Raw genomic sequence first — 18,066 nt, forward strand, 5'->3', positions numbered from 1 at the left:
GCCTACATAGTTTAAGAGTTACAATTAATACAACGTATCAATTATCTTTGTTAGCATATTCAAACTGCGTTTGAATATCAATACCATAACTGGCTTCTAATTCTTTAATACTTTTTTATAGTATTCAGTTGGTGGTGGTAGGTTAAAGTTATCCCAGAACTCGGCATTATATTTTACTTTAATTTCTTCCATCTTCATTCTATACACATCGGTAAAGCTAACATCTATCTTTTTCTTATCTGTTTCTATACCTAAAACAATTACCTCATTACGCTTAGATAGCTTAATTTGTGCATTTGTTGTTTTAAGAGTCTTTTGATGCTCCTCAGTTAAATCTTGAAAGCGTCTTGTATAATGATTATGATAACTTAAATACAGTTTTCCATCGTCATTTTTTTTATAGATATATACTACTGTATCAGATGCATTAGTAGTTTTATATACTTTATAGCTATCAACACCTATGTACAAAATAGGGTCTAAATAAGGTTGTCGTTTTCTGGTGTTTATTTTACCGCGAATAATTACAATGCCTTCACCATCATAAGAGGTATCACCTATTTTAAACCAGTCATAATCTTTTATGTTTATCCCTCTTCGAAGCGGATCTATTTTAGTCATAAAATTTATGGGATAGATTCTGCCAATATTGGCATTTTTATAACTTCTAAAATCTACGGATTGCCGACCTTCTTCAATACCTAATTTCCGGACTTTTATGCCACCTCTAGGACCTACATCTTTAACTTTTACATAATGTTCTAGATAAAACTTAGCAATGTCATCTTCTACTGCAAAAAACCGATTCAGAATTTTTAATTCGTGGACAGTACTAACGGTATTTTCTTTAAATTTTTAAAAGCTAGATTAACATATTGCTTTGGGCTCATGATATTAACTTCATCAAGAGACACAATATCCTCACTTAGGATAATCACTTTTTCTTTTAATGCTATAAAGTCTTTGACTACTATTTTTGAAGTTAAAAAACCTATACTAGAAACTTCTAGCGTATCTAAGCGGTTGTTCTTAGATAATTCTAGGTAAAAATGACCGTCCTCATTAGTTGATGTACCAAGGTATTTAGAAGTGATACTAACAGCAGCATACGGTACACTTATTTTGGTGTCATCTAAAACAACACCTTCTATTTTTAATGATTTTTCTTGCGCACATACAACGAAGCTAAAAAAGAATAAATATATAAACAGTTTAAATCGATACATGTAAATAATTTTTGGCGTTTGAATATTTGAGTTAGATGTTAGCTTATAATAATTATTAACTAGACTCAAATTATTTTAAAAAAAATCATGTCCTCTAAAGCGTATTCATTAAATACTTTTAGAGGACATGATACTAATTAGGTGTTTATGTTACACTACCTTATAATTAAGTAGAATAATTTAGTTGTAATAATAAACGGTCATTTATTCTTATAAAAGATAGAATTTAATTTTTATTCTTCTTTTTCTTCTTTCCGTTAGCCTTATTCTTTTTAGAGGCTGTTTTTATTTCTTTAGCTCTGTCTTTTCCAAAGGCTTTATTAAGCGACTTAGAAAATTCCTTATTGTTTTCTTTTCTTTTTGCCTTTAATTCTTCAGAACCTTTGTCATACTTTTCATTAATTTCAGAAGTAGCTTTTACATGTGCTTCTTTTAATGTTATTAAAGTTGCCTTTTCTTCGCTTGTTAATGTTATTTTACTTTCTACAGCTTCTACGTATGCATTTACTTTTTTATCATCATTTTTTTGAGCAAATAATGAGCTTGTTAATGCGATAGTAAATACGAGTAATAATATTGTTTTTTTCATAATGTTAAAATGGTTTAATAATTAATTAATTGTTTGAGTAGCAAACTTAAATCATATCCTCTATAATAGCATTCTTTTTTATATCATTTAGTTGCTGAAAACAATCATTTTTATCGTTTAGAGTACTCGGAAGGCGATACGCCATGGAGTTTTTTAAATGAGGTAGAAAAATAAGAGTTAGACTCTATACCTATTTGGTACATTACCTCAGCAACATTAAAACCACTATTACTATCTAATAACTCTGCTGCCCTTTGCAATCTAAAATTACGTAAATAGGCATTTGGAACTTGCCCTGTAAGTTGTTTCAATTTTCTATAGAAATGAGAAGAACTTAAACCTGCTTCTGTGGACAATTCTTCTACTCCAAAATTTGAATTCGATAAGTTTTTTTCTATTATTTCTGTGATGTTCTCTAAAAATTCGAGATCCCTTTTAGAAAACCCTAATTCCTTTTTGTCTTTAGGAGGCAAACTATTTTTAGAGAAATAATCTTTTATCTTCTCGTTATTTTCAATGAGTTTTTTCAGTCGAAGTTCGAGATGTTTTAAAGAAAATGGTTTACTTATGTATTCATCAGCTCCAAATTCTAAACCTTTAATTAAATCCACGTTATCTCCCAAAGCCGTTAATAACAATACCGGAAGCTGACAAGTTTCAGGATTAGCTTTAATGCGTTTACACAATTCAAACCCATCCATCTCTGGCATCATAACATCACTTATAATGGTACTGAATTCTGTTTTTTTAATTTCTTCTAATGCTTCTACTCCATTATTTGCGATGGTGATATTGTATTTATCCGACAATGCATTATTTAGAAAATCTTGGATATCTAATTCATTTTCAACAACTAAAACATTATGTTGTTTTTTACTTTTTTCTCATCATTAGTTTCTTCGATGGTATTACCCTGTAAAGGCACCCAATTCTTTATGAATGATTTTTTTACACCGCTGTCTTCAACATTAACTTCTTCAATAGTTGAAGATGGAATAACAACCGTAAAGCGGGTTTCTTTATTCAGTTTACTTTTTACAGAAATACGACCATTAAACAATTCCACTAAAGACTTACAAAAGGACAAACCAATACCTCCACCACTAACATTTCCATCTTGGTTTCCTAATTGATAAAACCGTTCAAAAATATTATTCAAACTTTCTTTCGGAATACCTTTCCCTGTGTCAATAACATCAATTTTAATATTCTTAATATCATCTTCAAACACAATGGAAGCATCAATACTAATAGTCCCTTGAACTGGTGTATTTTTAAAGGCGTTAGACAACAAATTAAAAAGTATTCTTTCTAGTTTTTCTACGTCAATAACAATCTCTTCATTTGGAGAACTTATTTTGTAATAAAAATTAATATTCTTTTCTAAGGCATAATTTTCAAAAGCTTCCGTTGTTGGATATAAGAAATCACCCAAGGTAGATTTGGTGAAGTTTAAGTTTAAATACCCTTGTTCTGCTTGTCTAAAAGTTATTAATTGATCTATTAAACTTAAAAGACGATGTGTATTTCTCTTAATGATAGCTAAGAACTTTTCACTCTCTGGGTTAGTATTGTTATCAATTACTCTATCTAAAGGACCAGAAATTAAGGTTAAAGGTGTTCTAAACTCGTGAGATAAGTTGGTGAAATATTTAAATTTACCTTGGTTAACAACTTCCATTCTGTCTTTATCTAATTGCTCATAGATTAATTTTTGTTTTAATTTTTCATGCTGAACAAAATAGAAAACAATCCCAACACCTACACCTAAAAATATAATAACTAGTAAGGTGTAACTCCACCACGTTTGGTACCAAAGTGGCAAAACAATTAAGGTCAACGTTTTGTTTGAAGTACTCCAAACACCATCACCATTGGCTGATTTTACTTTTAAGGTGTAAGTCCCTGCGGATAAATTAGTGTATGTAATTCCCGATTTACCTTCATCTGTTTCTACCCAATCCTTGTTAAAACCATCTAATTTATACGCTATTTTATTTTTTGCTGGCGCAGACGTGTGTTCCGCTACTAAGTTAAAGGAAATAATACGTTGACTTTTAGAAACGGTTATCGTATCTGTTTCTGAAATCGCTTTTTTAAGAATTGTGATGTCATTTAATTTTTCACCTATATTCACAGGTTTATTATTAATTAAAAGCGATGTAATTAAAACTCTTGGAGGTTGTCTGTTTAAAGATATTTTCTGTGGATCGAAAACGGTTAAACCATTTAAACCTCCAAAATACATATAACCTGACGCTCCTAAAGCATAAGCTGATTGTCTAAAATTATTTTGAATTAAGCCGTCGCTTACATCAAAAACATTGACTTTGCTCGTTTCTTTATTAAATCGCACCAATCCCATATCTGTGCTAATCCATAAATTAGCACTGTTCTTTTGTGGTAAAATTCCATAAATTACATCATCGGGTAAAATATCATTTTTACGGAAGTACTCAATATTTAAAGGATTGCTATCACTGTCTAATGTTAACTTATTTAAACCACCACCAAACGTACCAATCCACATAATCTTACTATCATCTTCATGAAGCGAAAAAATACTATTATAACTTAGTTTACTACCACCTGTTTTAGTATCGTTATACTCTCTTACAATTTCAATTTTACCATCTCTATATCGGCATTGTAGTAAACCATCATCGGTGCCAAACCACAATTGATTGTTACTATCTTGCAAGAAGGACTGCACTCTATTGGCAGCGATTTTTAAGCTGAATTTAATAGTCAGTTTAGGTTGCCTAGTATTATCGATGTCATTCCAAGGATTTTCTAAAACCACAATTCTATTCCCTGCTAAAACAATATCTGTATCATTAATTTGCGCGATTTTTCGGGTTAAGAATAAGAACGCTTTCCCATTTCTAGATAAAAGTTGAATTTCCTTAAAATCCTTTCTTATCGGACTGTAAACAATGACCTTCTTATCTGTACCAAACCAAATATAATTTTTCTCATCTTGATAAATACATCGTATAACATCCGTGTTTTCAATAGGTAATTTACTTTGTAAATCTTCGTATTGAATCTTATCTATATTGTTTTCTGTGACGGCATCTATACTTCTAAATAGTTTTTTATTGTAACCAGAAATCCAAATCTTACCTGTATTGTCTTCTAAAATTGAAGTGATTAAATTATCTCCGATTGAAAACGCATCGTAAGGATTGTTAGTGTATGCATAAAAGGGTTTTTGAAAAAGGTCTAATTTATTAATACCACCTTGTGCCGTACCAACCCAAAGCACATCAAAGGTATCTTGATACACGGCATTTATTTGATGACTACTAATGGTGTTTTTATTCTTTGAATCATAATTAAAATGTTTAAAAGAATTTAGAATTGGATTAAATTTATAGAGTCCATCGCCTGTTGTTCCAATCCAAATGGCATTATCATTATCATTGAAAAGACTATTCACATAAAACGCAGAGTCTTCATTTGGAACCTTTATTTTCTTAACTAAATAATTGGCATTAGCGTCTAAATTAGAACTATATAAACCCTTTGTTGTACCAATCCAAAAAATGTTATCCACTTTTATGATTTCAGTGATTTCTTTATCCTTAAAAAAATCAAAATCATCTACAGCTGGAAGTTCAGATTTTAATATTGGACTTTCAGACTGGTATTTTACTATTTTTAAACCATCTGTTGTTCCTAAAATAATTGAAGATTTAAGGCCAAATGTAAACGTGTTAATTTCTAGAGTTTCATCCTTAAAATCCAAAACATTTTCAGACACTTCAAAAACACCATTATTAACGTCTGTTAACTTGCATCGTATTAATTGCTTTGAAGACGTTATCCATACATAACCGTCATTTTTAGTATCAATCTTATTAACATCTATATTGTAGTTTATCGGAACTGTAAAAAAACGTTCTAACCAAGGCACATAGATATTAACACCAACATTGGTACCTATCCAAAGAATACCATCCTTATCGTTGAATAAATAGGTAATATTATTACTGGAAATAGCTTGTTCCCCCTTAGATTGGGTGCTAAATGTTTTAAATTCATAGCCATCATAACGGATTAAACCATTTGGAGTTGCATACCATAAAAACCCATATTTATCTTGTTCTATGGAATTAACAGTATTTTGATTAAATCCTTCTTTATTAGAAATTCTTTCAAAATTTTGAGAATAAGCTTGTTCAGTAGAGAGTGTAATTACAACACAAAGAAAGCATATAATTCTAAGCATGTTATATATTTAGTTTGACACAAGAATATACGGATTTTAATCTATTGCCTAATAAATTCAAGTAATTTTTTTATCATAGAACGACTTCCACAATAAAAAGGAGCCCGCTCATGAATGTGAGTAGGAATAATATCTAATATACTTTGCTTACCATCAGTAGCAATACCATTTGCTTGCTCTGTTAAAAATGCCATCGGATTACATTCGTAAAGTAATCTCAGTTTTCCATCGGTATTTACGGTGCTATTTGGATATAAATAAATACCTCCTTTTATCATATTTCTATGAAAATCTGAAACTAATGACCCAATATAGCGCTGTGAGTAAGGTCTATCATCTTCTATCTGCTGACAGTATTTTATATATTGTTTTACCGATTCTGGAAAATGACTATAATTTCCTTGATTGACGGAATAAATAGAACCATTTTCTGGAAATTTCATATCTGGATGCGAAAGATAAAAAGATCCAATTGCCGGATTTAAAGTAAAACCATTAACGCCATCACCAGTTGTATAAACCAGCATGGTAGATGTGCCATAAACGATATAGCCTGCTGCAACCTGTTTTCTGCCTGGTTGTAAGAAGTCTTTTTCTTCTACTGGTGTGCCTTGTGGAGTTAATCTTCTGTAGATTGAAAAAATAGTTCCGACAGAAACGTTAACATCAATGTTAGATGAACCATCTAATGGATCCATAAGAACCACATATTTGCCATTCGATTCTTTATCGCGCCCTTCGATGGTTATAAAGTCATCATTCTCTTCAGACACAATACCACAAACAATATTTCTATTCTTTAAAGATTGAATAAATGTTTTATTGGCGAATACATCTAATTTTTGCTGATGTTCTCCTTGGACATTAACATCACCCGAATCGCCAAAAAGATCTACCAAACCTGCTTTATTCACCTCGTGATTAACCACTTTTGCTGCTAAACGTAAAGCGTTTAAAAGACTAGATAATTCTCCACTAGAATAGGGAAAAGAAGCTTGATTTTTAATAATAAATTCCCCTAAAGTAGATTTTTGGTGACTCATAAGATTTAATTACTTTTTATATAAGATTTCATCATTAATGCAGCGCCTAAAGCACTTTCATTTTTACAATCAGAAATCTTTATTTCAATATCATTTTTTAATAACTTTAAAAAGCTAATAAATATTACATTTTTATTAAATCCTCCAGAAATATAAACGTCTTTAATTGCTGAATTTTCATCAGAAATTAAATTAATACCCTGAATTACTTTTTTACTAATCTCAAAAATCAATTGGTAATAAGCAGTTTCGTAATTGGTATAATTGGTTAATAAATACGGATGTGCTTCAAAATCACTATCAATGCCTTCCGATAAAAAGACACGTGCGTTTGTATTAATCAGTGCTTTACACAATGTTTCATTTAACTCTAAATGTAAATGTGTATCTATGTCAATTTTAAAATAAGAGCTTAAAGCTGTAATATAGACTTCATGAATCTTCCCTAGAAACTGCATAGATGATTTTATCTGCTGTTTCTGTGGTGTCATAAAACACAAACAGTTATTTTTTAACTGGTGTTGTGTCAACGTTTCCTTGCTAAAAGGATTCATGGCTATAATCCAAGTCCCTGTAGATAGTAAAATAAACTCGTTGTCTTTTTCTGTTTCTAACAACGGAATTATAGACGCAGAACTATCATGTAATCCTGTTCCAATGGCAATTTCTTCACCATTAAAAGTAGTTATTATAGCCTCTTTACCATTTTGTGGTGTAGGTAAATTTAATTTATAATCAGAAACCCATTGATGATACTGCATCGTATCAAAATCCCAGGTTGCTGTATGTGCTCCTACAGACGTAAAATCTGCAGTTATTTGTTTGGTAAAAAGATAACTTAAATATTGCGGATAATGTAGAATAGCATCTACCTTGTTCCAGAATTCAGGTTTTTCTTTTTGTAATTTTAATATTTGAAGTCCGGTGTTTAGCATGCCATAAGCAGGAGATGCTGTTTTTCTAGAAAATTCTTCTTGGCCTCCATTAGCATCATAAAACTCATGATATGCATCTAAGCTTAAAGGCTTTAAATAATTATATAAAGGTGTAATTCTATTGCCTTGATCATCTAAATAAATAAGACTAGCACCATGCGTAGAAAAATTAATAGCCTTTATAGCATAGTCACCTTCTGCTTGTATTCTTTTTATCTCATTTTGAATCCAATTTTCAATAGATTCTATGTCATCACAAGGATAATCATCTTCATCAGAAACCTCATCAAAACGTGTTGCATTTCTGTATACGACGTCAAACTCCTCATTAAACAAGAGTATTTTTTTATTTGTTTTCCCTATATCTATTACAGCAATTACATTCACCATCACAGTTCAAAAATTAAAAAAAGGGTGTTTGATTTTTAAAGCCAAACACCCTTTTGAGTTATTCTAATTAGTCTTTAAATCCGTATAACGGACCATAATTTTTACAAGCTCTATAATCAGCTCCTTCTAAGCCTTCGCCAAAAGCAGACCATGCACTTGGTCTAAACACGTCGTCTTCACTAACATTATGCATGTTTACAGGAATACGTAACATAGCAGCTAAAGAAATTAAATCGGCACCAATATGTCCATGAGAAATCGCTCCGTGGTTTGCTCCCCATTTAGCCATTACAGTATACACATCTTTAAAGAAACCCGTTCCTGTAACTCTTGGCACAAACCAAGTTGTTGGCCAAGTTGGGTTTGTTCTTTCGTCTAAAACTTCGTGAACATCTTCTGGTAATTCAACACTCCACCCTTCTACAATTTGTAGAACTGGTCCAATCCCTTTTACAAGATTAATTCTACACATTGTTAAAGGAATAGTCCCTTTAGTTTTAAACTGAGAAGAGAATCCTCCTCCTCTAAAATATTCAGCAATTGCTGCTGGCCATTTGGTATTATCTAAACATTTTTGAACTTCTTCTTCTGTAATATCCCAGAATGGTTTCATTGTAGGATTTCCATCAGCATCGGTTTGTTGCGCTGTAGCATCTAATGTTGTAGAACCTGAATTGATTAAGTGAATAATTCCATCCTTAGCAATTCCTGTTAATTTTTTACCAGTAACTCTTTCTACAGACTCAGGACTCCAGTATGTACGTACATCAGAGAACAATTGTGCTTTGTTAGTTAATAAGTGTCCAAACAACATAGAAATAGCGTTTAAACAGTCATTCTCTGTAGCAAATGTATACGCTTGACGAATACCATTCCAGTCAAAAGAAGAGTTTAAAATAGATTCTGTAAAATCTGCGTTTGGTTGGTAATCTGTCCATTGACGTTGCCCTTGGAAACCTCCCATAATGGCATTTCTACCTTTAGATTCTTCTCCGAATCCCATCTCTTTCAATTTAGGGTTTCCGTTCATTAAATCTTTACAAATCAATGTCATTTTCACAACCTTTTCCCATTCTGCATCTTTTACTTCTGCAGATTTTTGAGCTTCAGGACTGTTATAATCTTTTCCTTCTTGACAGTTTTCTTTCGTCCAAGCTAAAGCTTTTTCAAATTCATCATGATCGTAAATACCTTCATCAATACGTCTTAAAAGCTCTACAGACTCTACAAACTCGGCTCTTACGCCTAAGTAATCTTGTAAAAAGTTAACATCTACCATAGATCCTGCAATACCCATAGAACTGTATCCTATAGATAAATAAGATTTCCCTTTCATTTGAGCAACGGCTAACCCTCCTTTTACAAAACGTAATATTTTTTCTGATACATCTTGAGGAATGCTTTGGTCACCTTCATCTTGAACCTCTTTACCATAAATTCCAAAAGCTGGTAATCCTTTTTGAGAATATCCTGCTAAAGCTGCTGCTAAATATACAGCGCCTGGACGTTCAGTTCCATTAAAACCCCAAACTGCTTTAGGAGTTAAAGGATCAGTGTCCATAACTTCTGTTCCATAACACCAGCATGGCGTTACTGTTAATGATACTTCAACTCCTTCTCTTTTAAATTTATCGGCACAAGCTGCTGCATCTGCAACACCACCAATAGTTGTATCTGCAATTACAACTTCAATTTTTTCTCCACTAGGAAAACGTAACGTGTCTTGTATTAATTTAGCTGCTGCTTTAGCCATGTCCATGGTTTGAACTTCTAAAGACTCTCTAACTCCTAATTCACGTCCATCAATCACCGGACGAATTCCTACTTTTGGTAGTCTACCTATTAATCTACTCATGATTATATTTTTTTATTATGTAAATTGTTCTAATTCTGTTAATTGATCGTTTGAAAGTCCAGCGGGTTTAAAACCTGCAGCCCAACACATCATTAACATTTTAGCCCCTTTATTTGCGACATCTAAAAAGTCCCATGCTTTCATTACATCTGGTGCTGTTGCCGTTGCTCCATGCTTTTCCCATAAGGATACGTTTCTTGTTTTAAACGCTTCCATCGTTACTTTTGCTAAAGATTCTGTACTAGATAATGCATAAGGTGTACAGTGAATTCCTTTAGGTACAAATACTTTTACCTCAGGACACATCATCCAGATTTGTCTGTTTAATTCTTCTTCATTATCAAATAACTCATGATGACTCATGCAGATTAATTCTAATGGATGTGTATGCACAACCGCCAAATTCTCTGGATGATGAATAGAATTGAATAAATGGATACTTGCATGAGAAATTAACTCACACGTTGGTCCAAAGTTTTCACGCTTACCTCCCCAAATAACTGAATAGGCTGTAGCGTCTTCATTGATATAAAGAATACAAGACGCTTCTTCAAGCTTATCTACTAAATCTCTCAAATAACAACCTGTACCTGTAATGTAGATTACAAATCCTGCAGCTCCTTTTGGAAATTCAAATGGCACTTCTGTTCCAATACCTTGTACTTCTTCTTTTGTAAAGTAAGATGTTAAGTTCATTGAAATATTTCCTGCATTTCGCTCTGCCCATTCACGTTGCCATAAATAACCCGCGACTTCGGATACTTTTTTAATTCTGCTTCTACCTGTACAGGAAGTTTTATCGTTTTCATGTGTTTGTGTTTATTTTTTTATTTGTCAAATGGTGCATCCATATTAATCACAACATTTAGTATTGCTTTTTTAGTTATGGACGGTTCATATCGTTTTAAATAAAATTATTGTAACAAAAATAGAGACAGAATAGACTGTATTAAATATTCAAAATCTGTATTTTTGTATCTAATTCAAACATTAGTGCTTCATGAAGTTTGTAAAAGAAATTGAATTAGGCGATCCGTCTGCAAATCATCAGAATTTTATTGACCTGAAATTAAAGATGTTATGTTGCCGATATTGGTTGTTAGATTTATGGGACTGTCATGAAATGGTATTTCCGTTTTGGAGACTATATTGGAATAAAAACACAGGCGGTCAATTAATTCATCAGGATACTGTTTTTGAAATGGATCCGAATTACATCTATATTATCCCTCCATTTACTTCATTTTCATCACTATACACAAAAAACCACATCCACACAGAAGGTATTCATGTCTCAGGAAAACAGCTGAATAGCAACCACAACGAAGCGGATTTAGAGAATATGTTCTTAATCCATTTCTTCGCTCACTTTAATTTAGGAGTGCCTTTTGATAGTGTTTATCCTGGTATTTTAAAAATTGAATTAACAGATTACTTAAAGGATAGATTAAACTATTTAACCGATCGCTTAAAAATTGAAAACAAAAATTTCAAACTCACCTTTAATTTAAAGTTACAAGCCTTCATTAAAGAAGCACTTACCAATATTGGTCCCGAATTGTGGAAAACCATTAATATAGACGAACGTGTTTTAAAAGTCATCCGCTATATTGAAGTCAATATTGATAAAAAATTAAGCAACACTAATATGTCTTCGCTGGTTAATATGGCACCAAATTCTTTTGCCAGATTATTTAAAGATGAAATGAACGTTACATTACATCAGTTTGTTCAAAATAGAAAAATCGCAAAATCTTGTGAGTTATTTGAACATACCAATAAATCCATTGAAGATGTTGCTTTTAATTTAGGTTTTTCCGATCGTTATCATTTTTCGCGCGTATTTAAATCGGTTACAGGACTAACTCCGGCATCATACAAATCTGGTAAATACACCTAAAGTAATCTTTCAAAATTCTTAGATTCTAAGTCTAAACATGGGTGTTTTTAGCCCTATGAAGATTTTGAGCAAGCAATTGACGGATTTGAGAAACGCACTCCATTCTTTTCTATCATTCTTTGTAGAGACCAATACCATTCGGTTGTAGGTCAGCAAATTTCTATGACAATATATAGACCTTTCAACACCAAATACTGTTGAAAATTTAAACACAGAAATCCTTCTATGTTTAAATTGTACATATTATTGATTAATATGGATAAATACTAAAATCACATTGTTACATAAGTTTGTTAACCACATTGGCAAATAAGAATTCGGACTATTGTTTATTTATAATAAAAACTTCGAATTTATTAAACATATCACAACATAAACTAAACGTAAACACTCATGAAAGAATTTAATCAATTTATAAACGGAAAGTTTGTAAAATCTACTTCTTCAGAAGTAACAAAAGTACTTAACCCATGTACAGAAGAAGTATTGTCAGAGATACCACATGGTTCTGTTGAAGATGCAAATAAAGCATTAGATGCTGCAAAAGAATCACAACACGCTTGGAAATCTCTTACTGCAATTGAACGTGCTGGCTATTTAAATAAAATGGCTTCTGTAATTCGTGAAAACCGTGTGTTTTTAGCTGAGACTTTAGCAGCAGAACAAGCAAAAGTGATGGGATTAGCGCAAGTAGAAATTGATGTTACAGCTGATTATTTTGATTATTATGCAGGTTTTGCAAGACGAATAGAAGGTGAAATTATACAAAGTGACCGTAAAAAAGAACACATCTTCTTACATAAAGCACCTATTGGAGTTGCTGTAGGGATTTTACCTTGGAACTTTCCATTCTTTGTTATGGCAAGAAAAGTTGCTGCATCATTAATAACAGGAAATACTTGTGTAATTAAGCCTAGTTGTATTGCACCAAACACAATTATGGAGTGGGTAGATTTAATCCAAAAAATCGAATTACCTGCTGGTGTATTAAACTTTGTGTGTGGATCAGGCCCAATAGTTGGGAACGCTTTGTCTAAAAGTCCAATTACGGGTATTATCAGTTTAACTGGTAGTGTATTTGCAGGTCAGAAAGTTATGGAAGCTGCTTCTGAAAATATTACCAAAGTATCTTTAGAATTAGGAGGAAAAGCTCCTGCTATTGTCTGTGCCGATGCAAATTTAGAATTGGCGGTTAATGCCGTTGTTGGTTCCAGAATTATTTATAGCGGACAAGTATGTAATTGTGCAGAACGTGTGTATGTTGAAGAATCTATTCACGATCAATTTTTAGACATGGTTACTGCTAAAATGAACGCTTTAAAAGTAGAAGATGCTTTTTCTGATAACAATCCTGACATGAGTGCATTGGTTTCTAAAGCGCAATTAGATAAAGTAGCCGAAATGGTTGAATTTGCTAAAAAAGAAGGAGCAGAAGTTTTAGTTGGTGGACATAAATCTAGCCAATTTGACAAAGGCTATTTTTATCAACCTACATTGTTAACCAACGTAAGACAGGATATGCAAATTATCCAAGAAGAAGTTTTTGGCCCGGTTTTACCAGTAATGAAATTTAGTACTTTAGACGAGGCAATTGCATTGGCAAATGATTCTGAGTATGGTTTAACGTCTTCAATTTTCTCAGAAAACTTCAATAAAGTAATGCACGCAGCAGAAGAATTACAATATGGAGAAACCTATATAAATAGAGACCATTTTGAAGCTATTCAAGGTTTCCACGCAGGATGGAAAAAGTCTGGAATTGGTGGAGCTGATGGAAAGCATGGTATGGAAGAATACCTTCAAACGAAGGTTATTTATGCACAATACAGATAGGAATTAAGATCAGATTATCAAAGCACTATTCATTTTTAGATATTAATTTGAATAGTGCTTTTTTTCATTGAAACTATAAACAACAAGACTAAATGACAAATTCAACAAAAGTACCAGTAGTATCTAAAGAGGTCATAATTCCATTTGTACTCATTACATCTTTGTTTGCACTTTGGGGTTTTGCTAATGACATTACAAATCCTATGGTAGCTGCATTCGCAACCGTAATGGAAATTTCAACAGCAAAAGCCGCTTTGGTACAATTAGCCTTTTATGGTGGTTATGCTACTATGGCTATTCCTGCCGCACTTTTTGTTAGAAAATACAGCTATAAAAAAGGAATTCTCTTAGGCTTAACACTTTACGCTTTTGGAGCTTTATTATTTTATCCGGCTGCAAAATTTGAAGTTTTTGGATTCTTTTTAGGCTCACTTTATATATTAACCTTTGGATTAGCCTTTTTAGAAACCACTGCAAATCCTTTTATACTATCAATGGGAGATGAACGTACTGCAACGCAGCGTTTAAACTTAGCACAAGCTTTTAACCCTATTGGTTCATTGTTTGGAATGTTTGTCGCTTCAAAATTTATACTCGTAGCTCTCGATTCTGATATACGAAATGAAGCAGGTGAACTTGTTTTCACTACACTAAATGAAGCTCAAAAAGCAATTATTAGAACGCACGATTTAGAAATCATCAGAAATCCTTATGTCATTCTTGGCTTTGTAGTTATAGCAATGTTGGTTGTTATATCATTAACCAAAATGCCTAAAAGAACGGTTAGCGAAAATCCAACTAGTGCAGCATCGTCATTTAAAAGATTATTCAAAAACGGAAAATATAAAGAAGGAGTTTTAGCACAGTTATTCTATGTGGCAGCTCAAATTATGTGTTGGACATTTATTATTCAATACGCAGGAAACTTAGGCATACCAAAAGCAGAGGCTCAAAACTATAATATTATTGCAATGGCAATATTTTTATGTAGCCGATTTATAAGTACGTTTTTAATGAAGTATGTCAACTCTAGAAAACTACTTATGATTTTTGCACTGTGCGCGATGGGTACAATGTCTGGCGTTATATTAATCGAAGGTATTACAGGACTCTATTTATTAGTAGCGACTTCAGCATTCATGTCATTAATGTTCCCAACCATTTACGGAATTGCTTTAGACGGTTTAAGAGCAGATGATACAGCTATTGGTGCAGCCGGTTTAGTTATGGCTATTGTTGGTGGTGCATTAATGCCAATTTTACAAGGACTGATGATTGATACAGAAAAAATAGGCCCTTTTTCGGGAGTTAATTTCTCTTTCATTCTTCCATTTATTTGTTTCTGTTTTATTGCCCTATATGGTTATAGAACTTTAAAAATATATAAAGACCAGTAAATGAAACGTTATTGTTTTGCTTTAGACCTCATTAATGATTCCGAATTAATTTCAGAATATAAAAAATATCATGAACGTATTTGGCCTGAAATTACTGATAGTATTCAAGATGCTGGCATCGATAATTTAGAGATTTATTTAACGGGCAACAGATTGTTTATGATTATGGAAGTTAACGACTCTTTTTCGTTTGAAAAGAAATCGACAATGGATTTAGAGAATCCACAAGTACAAGCGTGGGAAAATTTAATGTGGAAATACCAGCAAAAACTACCTTGGGCTAAAGACAATGAAAAATGGATACTAATGGATAAAATTTATCAACTACAAGACGCATAAAAATATGGCTATAGAATTCAACTCAAAATACCCATCAGTAGATGATTTAAGAACAAAAGCAGAAAAAATGATACCCAAATTTGCTTTTGAATATCTTGATGGTGGATGTAATGAAGATGTTAATCTTCACCGAAATACCTCAGAATTAAGAGATGTACAATTAATTCCACAATACTTAAGAGACTTTAACGGTGCAAGTTTAAAAACCAAATTATTTGGTATCGAGTATGATGCTCCATTTGGAATAGCACCAGTAGGACTGCAAGGCTTAATGTGGCCAAATGCTCCAGAAATCTTAGCTAAAGCTGCACATAAACATAATGTGCCATTCATTTTAAGTACAGTAACAACAACAAGTATAGAACGCGCTGCGGAACTGACTGAAGGTAAGGCCTGGTTTCAATTATATCACCCAACGGAAGACCGTTTAAGAGACGATATTATAAACAGAGCTGCTGCTGCAGAATGTCCTGTATTAGTTATTTTATGCGATGTCCCTACTTTTGGCTTTAGACCAAGAGATATAAGAAACGGTTTGGCAATGCCACCTAAAATGTCTGTTAAAAACATTATGCAGGTTTTAGGGAAACCAAAATGGGCAATGAATACCTTACGTTACGGTCAACCTAGCTTTGAAACTTTAAAGCCATACATGCCAAAAGGTTTAGATTTAAAACAATTAGGTAAGTTTATGGATGCTACATTTTCTGGACGTTTAAATGAAGAAAAAATAAAGCCTATTCGCGATATGTGGAAAGGTAAGATCGTACTCAAAGGCGTAGCATCAGAAGAAGACGCAAAAGAAGCTATTCGCTTAGGATTAGACGGCATTATTGTATCTAATCATGGAGGAAGACAATTAGACGCAGGAGAATCAACTATTAAACCTCTTGTAAATATTGCAGCCAAATATGGTGACCAAATTGAAGTGATGATGGATAGTGGAATAAGATCTGGTCCAGATGTAGCGAGATCTCTTGCAAGTGGAGCAAAATTCACATTTATGGGACGCTCATTTATGTACGGTGTTTCTGCCTTAGGTAATAAAGGTGGTGATCATACCATTTCACTTTTAAAAACCGAACTACAGCAAGTAATGGAGCAATTATGTTGTGAAAATGTAGAAGACTTACCAAAACATTTACTTATAAAATAAGTCATCTAGTCCTAATTTATAGTATTACATATTTGAATTATATCAGAAGAATCAATTTATAAAAAGGGCAGGAAACTGCTCTTTTCTGTTTTAAGCATCTAACAAAAAAGCCTTTCAATTTCTTGAAAGGCTTTCTTTTTTGAGTGGGTCATACTGGATTCGAACCAGTGACTTCCACGTTGTCGACGTGACACTCTGAACCAACTGAGTTAATGACCCTTTTATTCTAAATTAAGACTATGCTCTCTTTAGCTTATTTTTGAAAGAATAAATATACTTAAAAAAGGAATTAAACATCCCTAAAGAGATACCAATCTTACAAATGCAATTGCGATATCGGGTTGTAGATATTGCATTTTTCTTTGGTCAAGACAAATAGTTGTGTGCGCATTTAAAATAGTTTTAAGGGTTTTGTGAAAAAAAATATTCTGGAAAATTATAAAAACTTACTTAAACTTATTATTCACAAAGAAAACTGCTAAGGTTAAAGAGATATCTCTAGACCTGTTTAACTCACTGAAAATGATAGCTAAAAAACACTTCCCATAAGCGGTTCAGGTTACAGATCCATTTCGTGTACAAAAGCTTGCTCTAGATGGATTACAAGATATTAGAATAAAACATAGATGAGACGCCATAGATTTAGCAAATCAAGCGTTAAAAATGCCAGATTAACTAACCAAATATGAAGATCACAGCTTTTTAACAATGGTGACATAGGAAAATAACTATTGGTAAAAAGTAGGTGTTTACTACTTAAAGCATCCTCTAATTAGACTAAAAATCAATATGAAAGAAGTAAAATTGTGTTTCAAGGATATCCTGACATTAAAACTCCATTTGATCTAACACAAGGTCTGAGAACAATTGTTAATACCGCTAAATCAATAGAAACAGCATAGATAAAGCTAGCGCATTAGCACAAGAATGTTGAAATTTCATCAATCGAAGCACAAACGCATCAACTGAATCTTTTGATGCCAAAACAAAAACTTTTAGAATACAATTTAGAGGTGTCAAAAACGCACTCTTCTTACTTTTTAGATTAATAACAATTTTTGCCTAAACACAACTTTTGAGATTGATATAAAAATAGAATTTCAGTTTTAAGAATATAAAAACCGAACCTTGAAATTCGAGATTAAATCATTTTAAGTTTAAACAAAAAA

General features: G+C 32.4%; 14 protein-coding genes and 1 tRNA gene. 5 read left to right on the forward strand and 10 right to left on the reverse strand.

The annotated features are described in order from the left end of the window. Window positions 1-96: 96 nt before the first annotated feature. The 9 genes from ADIWIN_RS16805 to rhaD form a co-directional block, all read right to left on the reverse strand. Entirely contained in the window at window positions 97-621 is a 525-nt protein-coding gene (locus ADIWIN_RS16805) for a hypothetical protein (protein WP_020897056.1), read from the reverse strand. A gap of 194 nt (window positions 622-815) precedes the next feature. Beyond that, complete coding sequence (locus ADIWIN_RS16810; RefSeq protein WP_040757655.1) at window positions 816-1,226, reverse strand: carboxypeptidase-like regulatory domain-containing protein; 411 nt, start codon at window positions 1,224-1,226, stop codon at window positions 816-818. A gap of 226 nt (window positions 1,227-1,452) precedes the next feature. Continuing rightward, a complete protein-coding gene (locus ADIWIN_RS16815) occupies window positions 1,453-1,815 on the reverse strand; it encodes a hypothetical protein (protein WP_020897058.1) in 363 nt (120 codons plus the stop codon). A gap of 110 nt (window positions 1,816-1,925) precedes the next feature. Next, window positions 1,926-2,624 carry a response regulator transcription factor gene (locus ADIWIN_RS16820; RefSeq protein ID WP_020897059.1) on the reverse strand — a complete coding sequence of 233 codons (699 nt, stop codon included), beginning with the start codon at window positions 2,622-2,624 and terminating at the stop codon, window positions 1,926-1,928. 44 nt (window positions 2,625-2,668) lie between these two features. Further along, window positions 2,669-6,049 (reverse strand): ligand-binding sensor domain-containing protein, encoded by a 3,381-nt coding sequence (locus ADIWIN_RS16825; protein ID WP_020897060.1) that lies wholly within the window; start codon window positions 6,047-6,049, stop codon window positions 2,669-2,671. 41 nt (window positions 6,050-6,090) lie between these two features. Continuing rightward, window positions 6,091-7,092: a class 1 fructose-bisphosphatase gene (gene fbp / locus ADIWIN_RS16830; RefSeq protein WP_020897061.1), complete on the reverse strand. Its 1,002-nt coding sequence runs from the start codon at window positions 7,090-7,092 to the stop codon at window positions 6,091-6,093. Window positions 7,093-7,097: 5 nt separating this feature from the next. Continuing rightward, complete coding sequence (locus tag ADIWIN_RS16835; protein WP_020897062.1) at window positions 7,098-8,417, reverse strand: FGGY family carbohydrate kinase; 1,320 nt, start codon at window positions 8,415-8,417, stop codon at window positions 7,098-7,100. A 67-nt stretch (window positions 8,418-8,484) separates the two neighbouring features. Next, on the reverse strand, window positions 8,485-10,272 hold the full coding sequence (locus tag ADIWIN_RS16840) for an L-fucose isomerase (protein WP_020897063.1): 1,788 nt from the start codon (window positions 10,270-10,272) through the stop codon (window positions 8,485-8,487). Between the two features lie 15 nt (window positions 10,273-10,287). Then, window positions 10,288-11,043 (reverse strand): rhamnulose-1-phosphate aldolase, encoded by a 756-nt coding sequence (gene rhaD, locus ADIWIN_RS16845; protein ID WP_040757656.1) that lies wholly within the window; start codon window positions 11,041-11,043, stop codon window positions 10,288-10,290. A gap of 229 nt (window positions 11,044-11,272) precedes the next feature. Between rhaD and ADIWIN_RS16850 the strand changes: the two genes are divergently transcribed. The 5 genes from ADIWIN_RS16850 to ADIWIN_RS16870 all read left to right on the forward strand — a co-directional run bounded on the left by ADIWIN_RS16850 (window position 11,273) and on the right by ADIWIN_RS16870 (window position 16,897). Continuing rightward, the gene (locus ADIWIN_RS16850; protein WP_020897065.1) at window positions 11,273-12,172 is read left to right on the forward strand and encodes an AraC family transcriptional regulator; all 900 of its coding nucleotides are present in this window, start codon (window positions 11,273-11,275) and stop codon (window positions 12,170-12,172) included. A gap of 393 nt (window positions 12,173-12,565) precedes the next feature. Then, window positions 12,566-14,005, forward strand: a complete 1,440-nt coding sequence (gene aldA / locus ADIWIN_RS16855; protein WP_020897066.1) for an aldehyde dehydrogenase — start codon at window positions 12,566-12,568, stop codon at window positions 14,003-14,005. 92 nt (window positions 14,006-14,097) lie between these two features. Then, on the forward strand, window positions 14,098-15,402 hold the full coding sequence (gene fucP, locus ADIWIN_RS16860) for an L-fucose:H+ symporter permease (protein ID WP_020897067.1): 1,305 nt from the start codon (window positions 14,098-14,100) through the stop codon (window positions 15,400-15,402). Further along, the gene (locus tag ADIWIN_RS16865) at window positions 15,403-15,741 is read left to right on the forward strand and encodes an L-rhamnose mutarotase (protein WP_020897068.1); all 339 of its coding nucleotides are present in this window, start codon (window positions 15,403-15,405) and stop codon (window positions 15,739-15,741) included. It abuts the gene before it with no gap. A gap of 4 nt (window positions 15,742-15,745) precedes the next feature. Beyond that, window positions 15,746-16,897 carry an alpha-hydroxy acid oxidase gene (locus ADIWIN_RS16870; RefSeq protein ID WP_020897069.1) on the forward strand — a complete coding sequence of 384 codons (1,152 nt, stop codon included), beginning with the start codon at window positions 15,746-15,748 and terminating at the stop codon, window positions 16,895-16,897. Between the two features lie 144 nt (window positions 16,898-17,041). Here ADIWIN_RS16870 and ADIWIN_RS16875 read toward each other — a convergent pair. Next, a tRNA-Val gene (locus ADIWIN_RS16875) sits at window positions 17,042-17,116 on the reverse strand. Between the last annotated feature and the right edge of the window lie 950 nt (window positions 17,117-18,066).

This window comes from Winogradskyella psychrotolerans RS-3, from assembly GCF_000427335.1.
GTDB classification, from domain to species: domain Bacteria; phylum Bacteroidota; class Bacteroidia; order Flavobacteriales; family Flavobacteriaceae; genus Winogradskyella; species Winogradskyella psychrotolerans.

Excerpts from the sequence above, each read along its gene's own strand:
- ADIWIN_RS16805 (WP_020897056.1), bottom strand. The coding sequence starts at position 621 with ATGACTAAAATAGATCCGCTTCGAAGAGGGATAAACATAAAAGATTAT.
- ADIWIN_RS16810 (WP_040757655.1), bottom strand. The coding sequence starts at position 1,226 with ATGTATCGATTTAAACTGTTTATATATTTATTCTTTTTTAGCTTCGTT.
- ADIWIN_RS16815 (WP_020897058.1), bottom strand. The coding sequence starts at position 1,815 with ATGAAAAAAACAATATTATTACTCGTATTTACTATCGCATTAACAAGC.
- ADIWIN_RS16825 (WP_020897060.1), bottom strand. The coding sequence starts at position 6,049 with ATGCTTAGAATTATATGCTTTCTTTGTGTTGTAATTACACTCTCTACT.
- fbp (WP_020897061.1), bottom strand. The coding sequence starts at position 7,092 with ATGAGTCACCAAAAATCTACTTTAGGGGAATTTATTATTAAAAATCAA.
- ADIWIN_RS16835 (WP_020897062.1), bottom strand. The coding sequence starts at position 8,417 with ATGGTGAATGTAATTGCTGTAATAGATATAGGGAAAACAAATAAAAAA.
- ADIWIN_RS16840 (WP_020897063.1), bottom strand. The coding sequence starts at position 10,272 with ATGAGTAGATTAATAGGTAGACTACCAAAAGTAGGAATTCGTCCGGTG.
- ADIWIN_RS16850 (WP_020897065.1), top strand. The coding sequence starts at position 11,273 with ATGAAGTTTGTAAAAGAAATTGAATTAGGCGATCCGTCTGCAAATCAT.
- aldA (WP_020897066.1), top strand. The coding sequence starts at position 12,566 with ATGAAAGAATTTAATCAATTTATAAACGGAAAGTTTGTAAAATCTACT.
- fucP (WP_020897067.1), top strand. The coding sequence starts at position 14,098 with ATGACAAATTCAACAAAAGTACCAGTAGTATCTAAAGAGGTCATAATT.
- ADIWIN_RS16865 (WP_020897068.1), top strand. The coding sequence starts at position 15,403 with ATGAAACGTTATTGTTTTGCTTTAGACCTCATTAATGATTCCGAATTA.
- ADIWIN_RS16870 (WP_020897069.1), top strand. The coding sequence starts at position 15,746 with ATGGCTATAGAATTCAACTCAAAATACCCATCAGTAGATGATTTAAGA.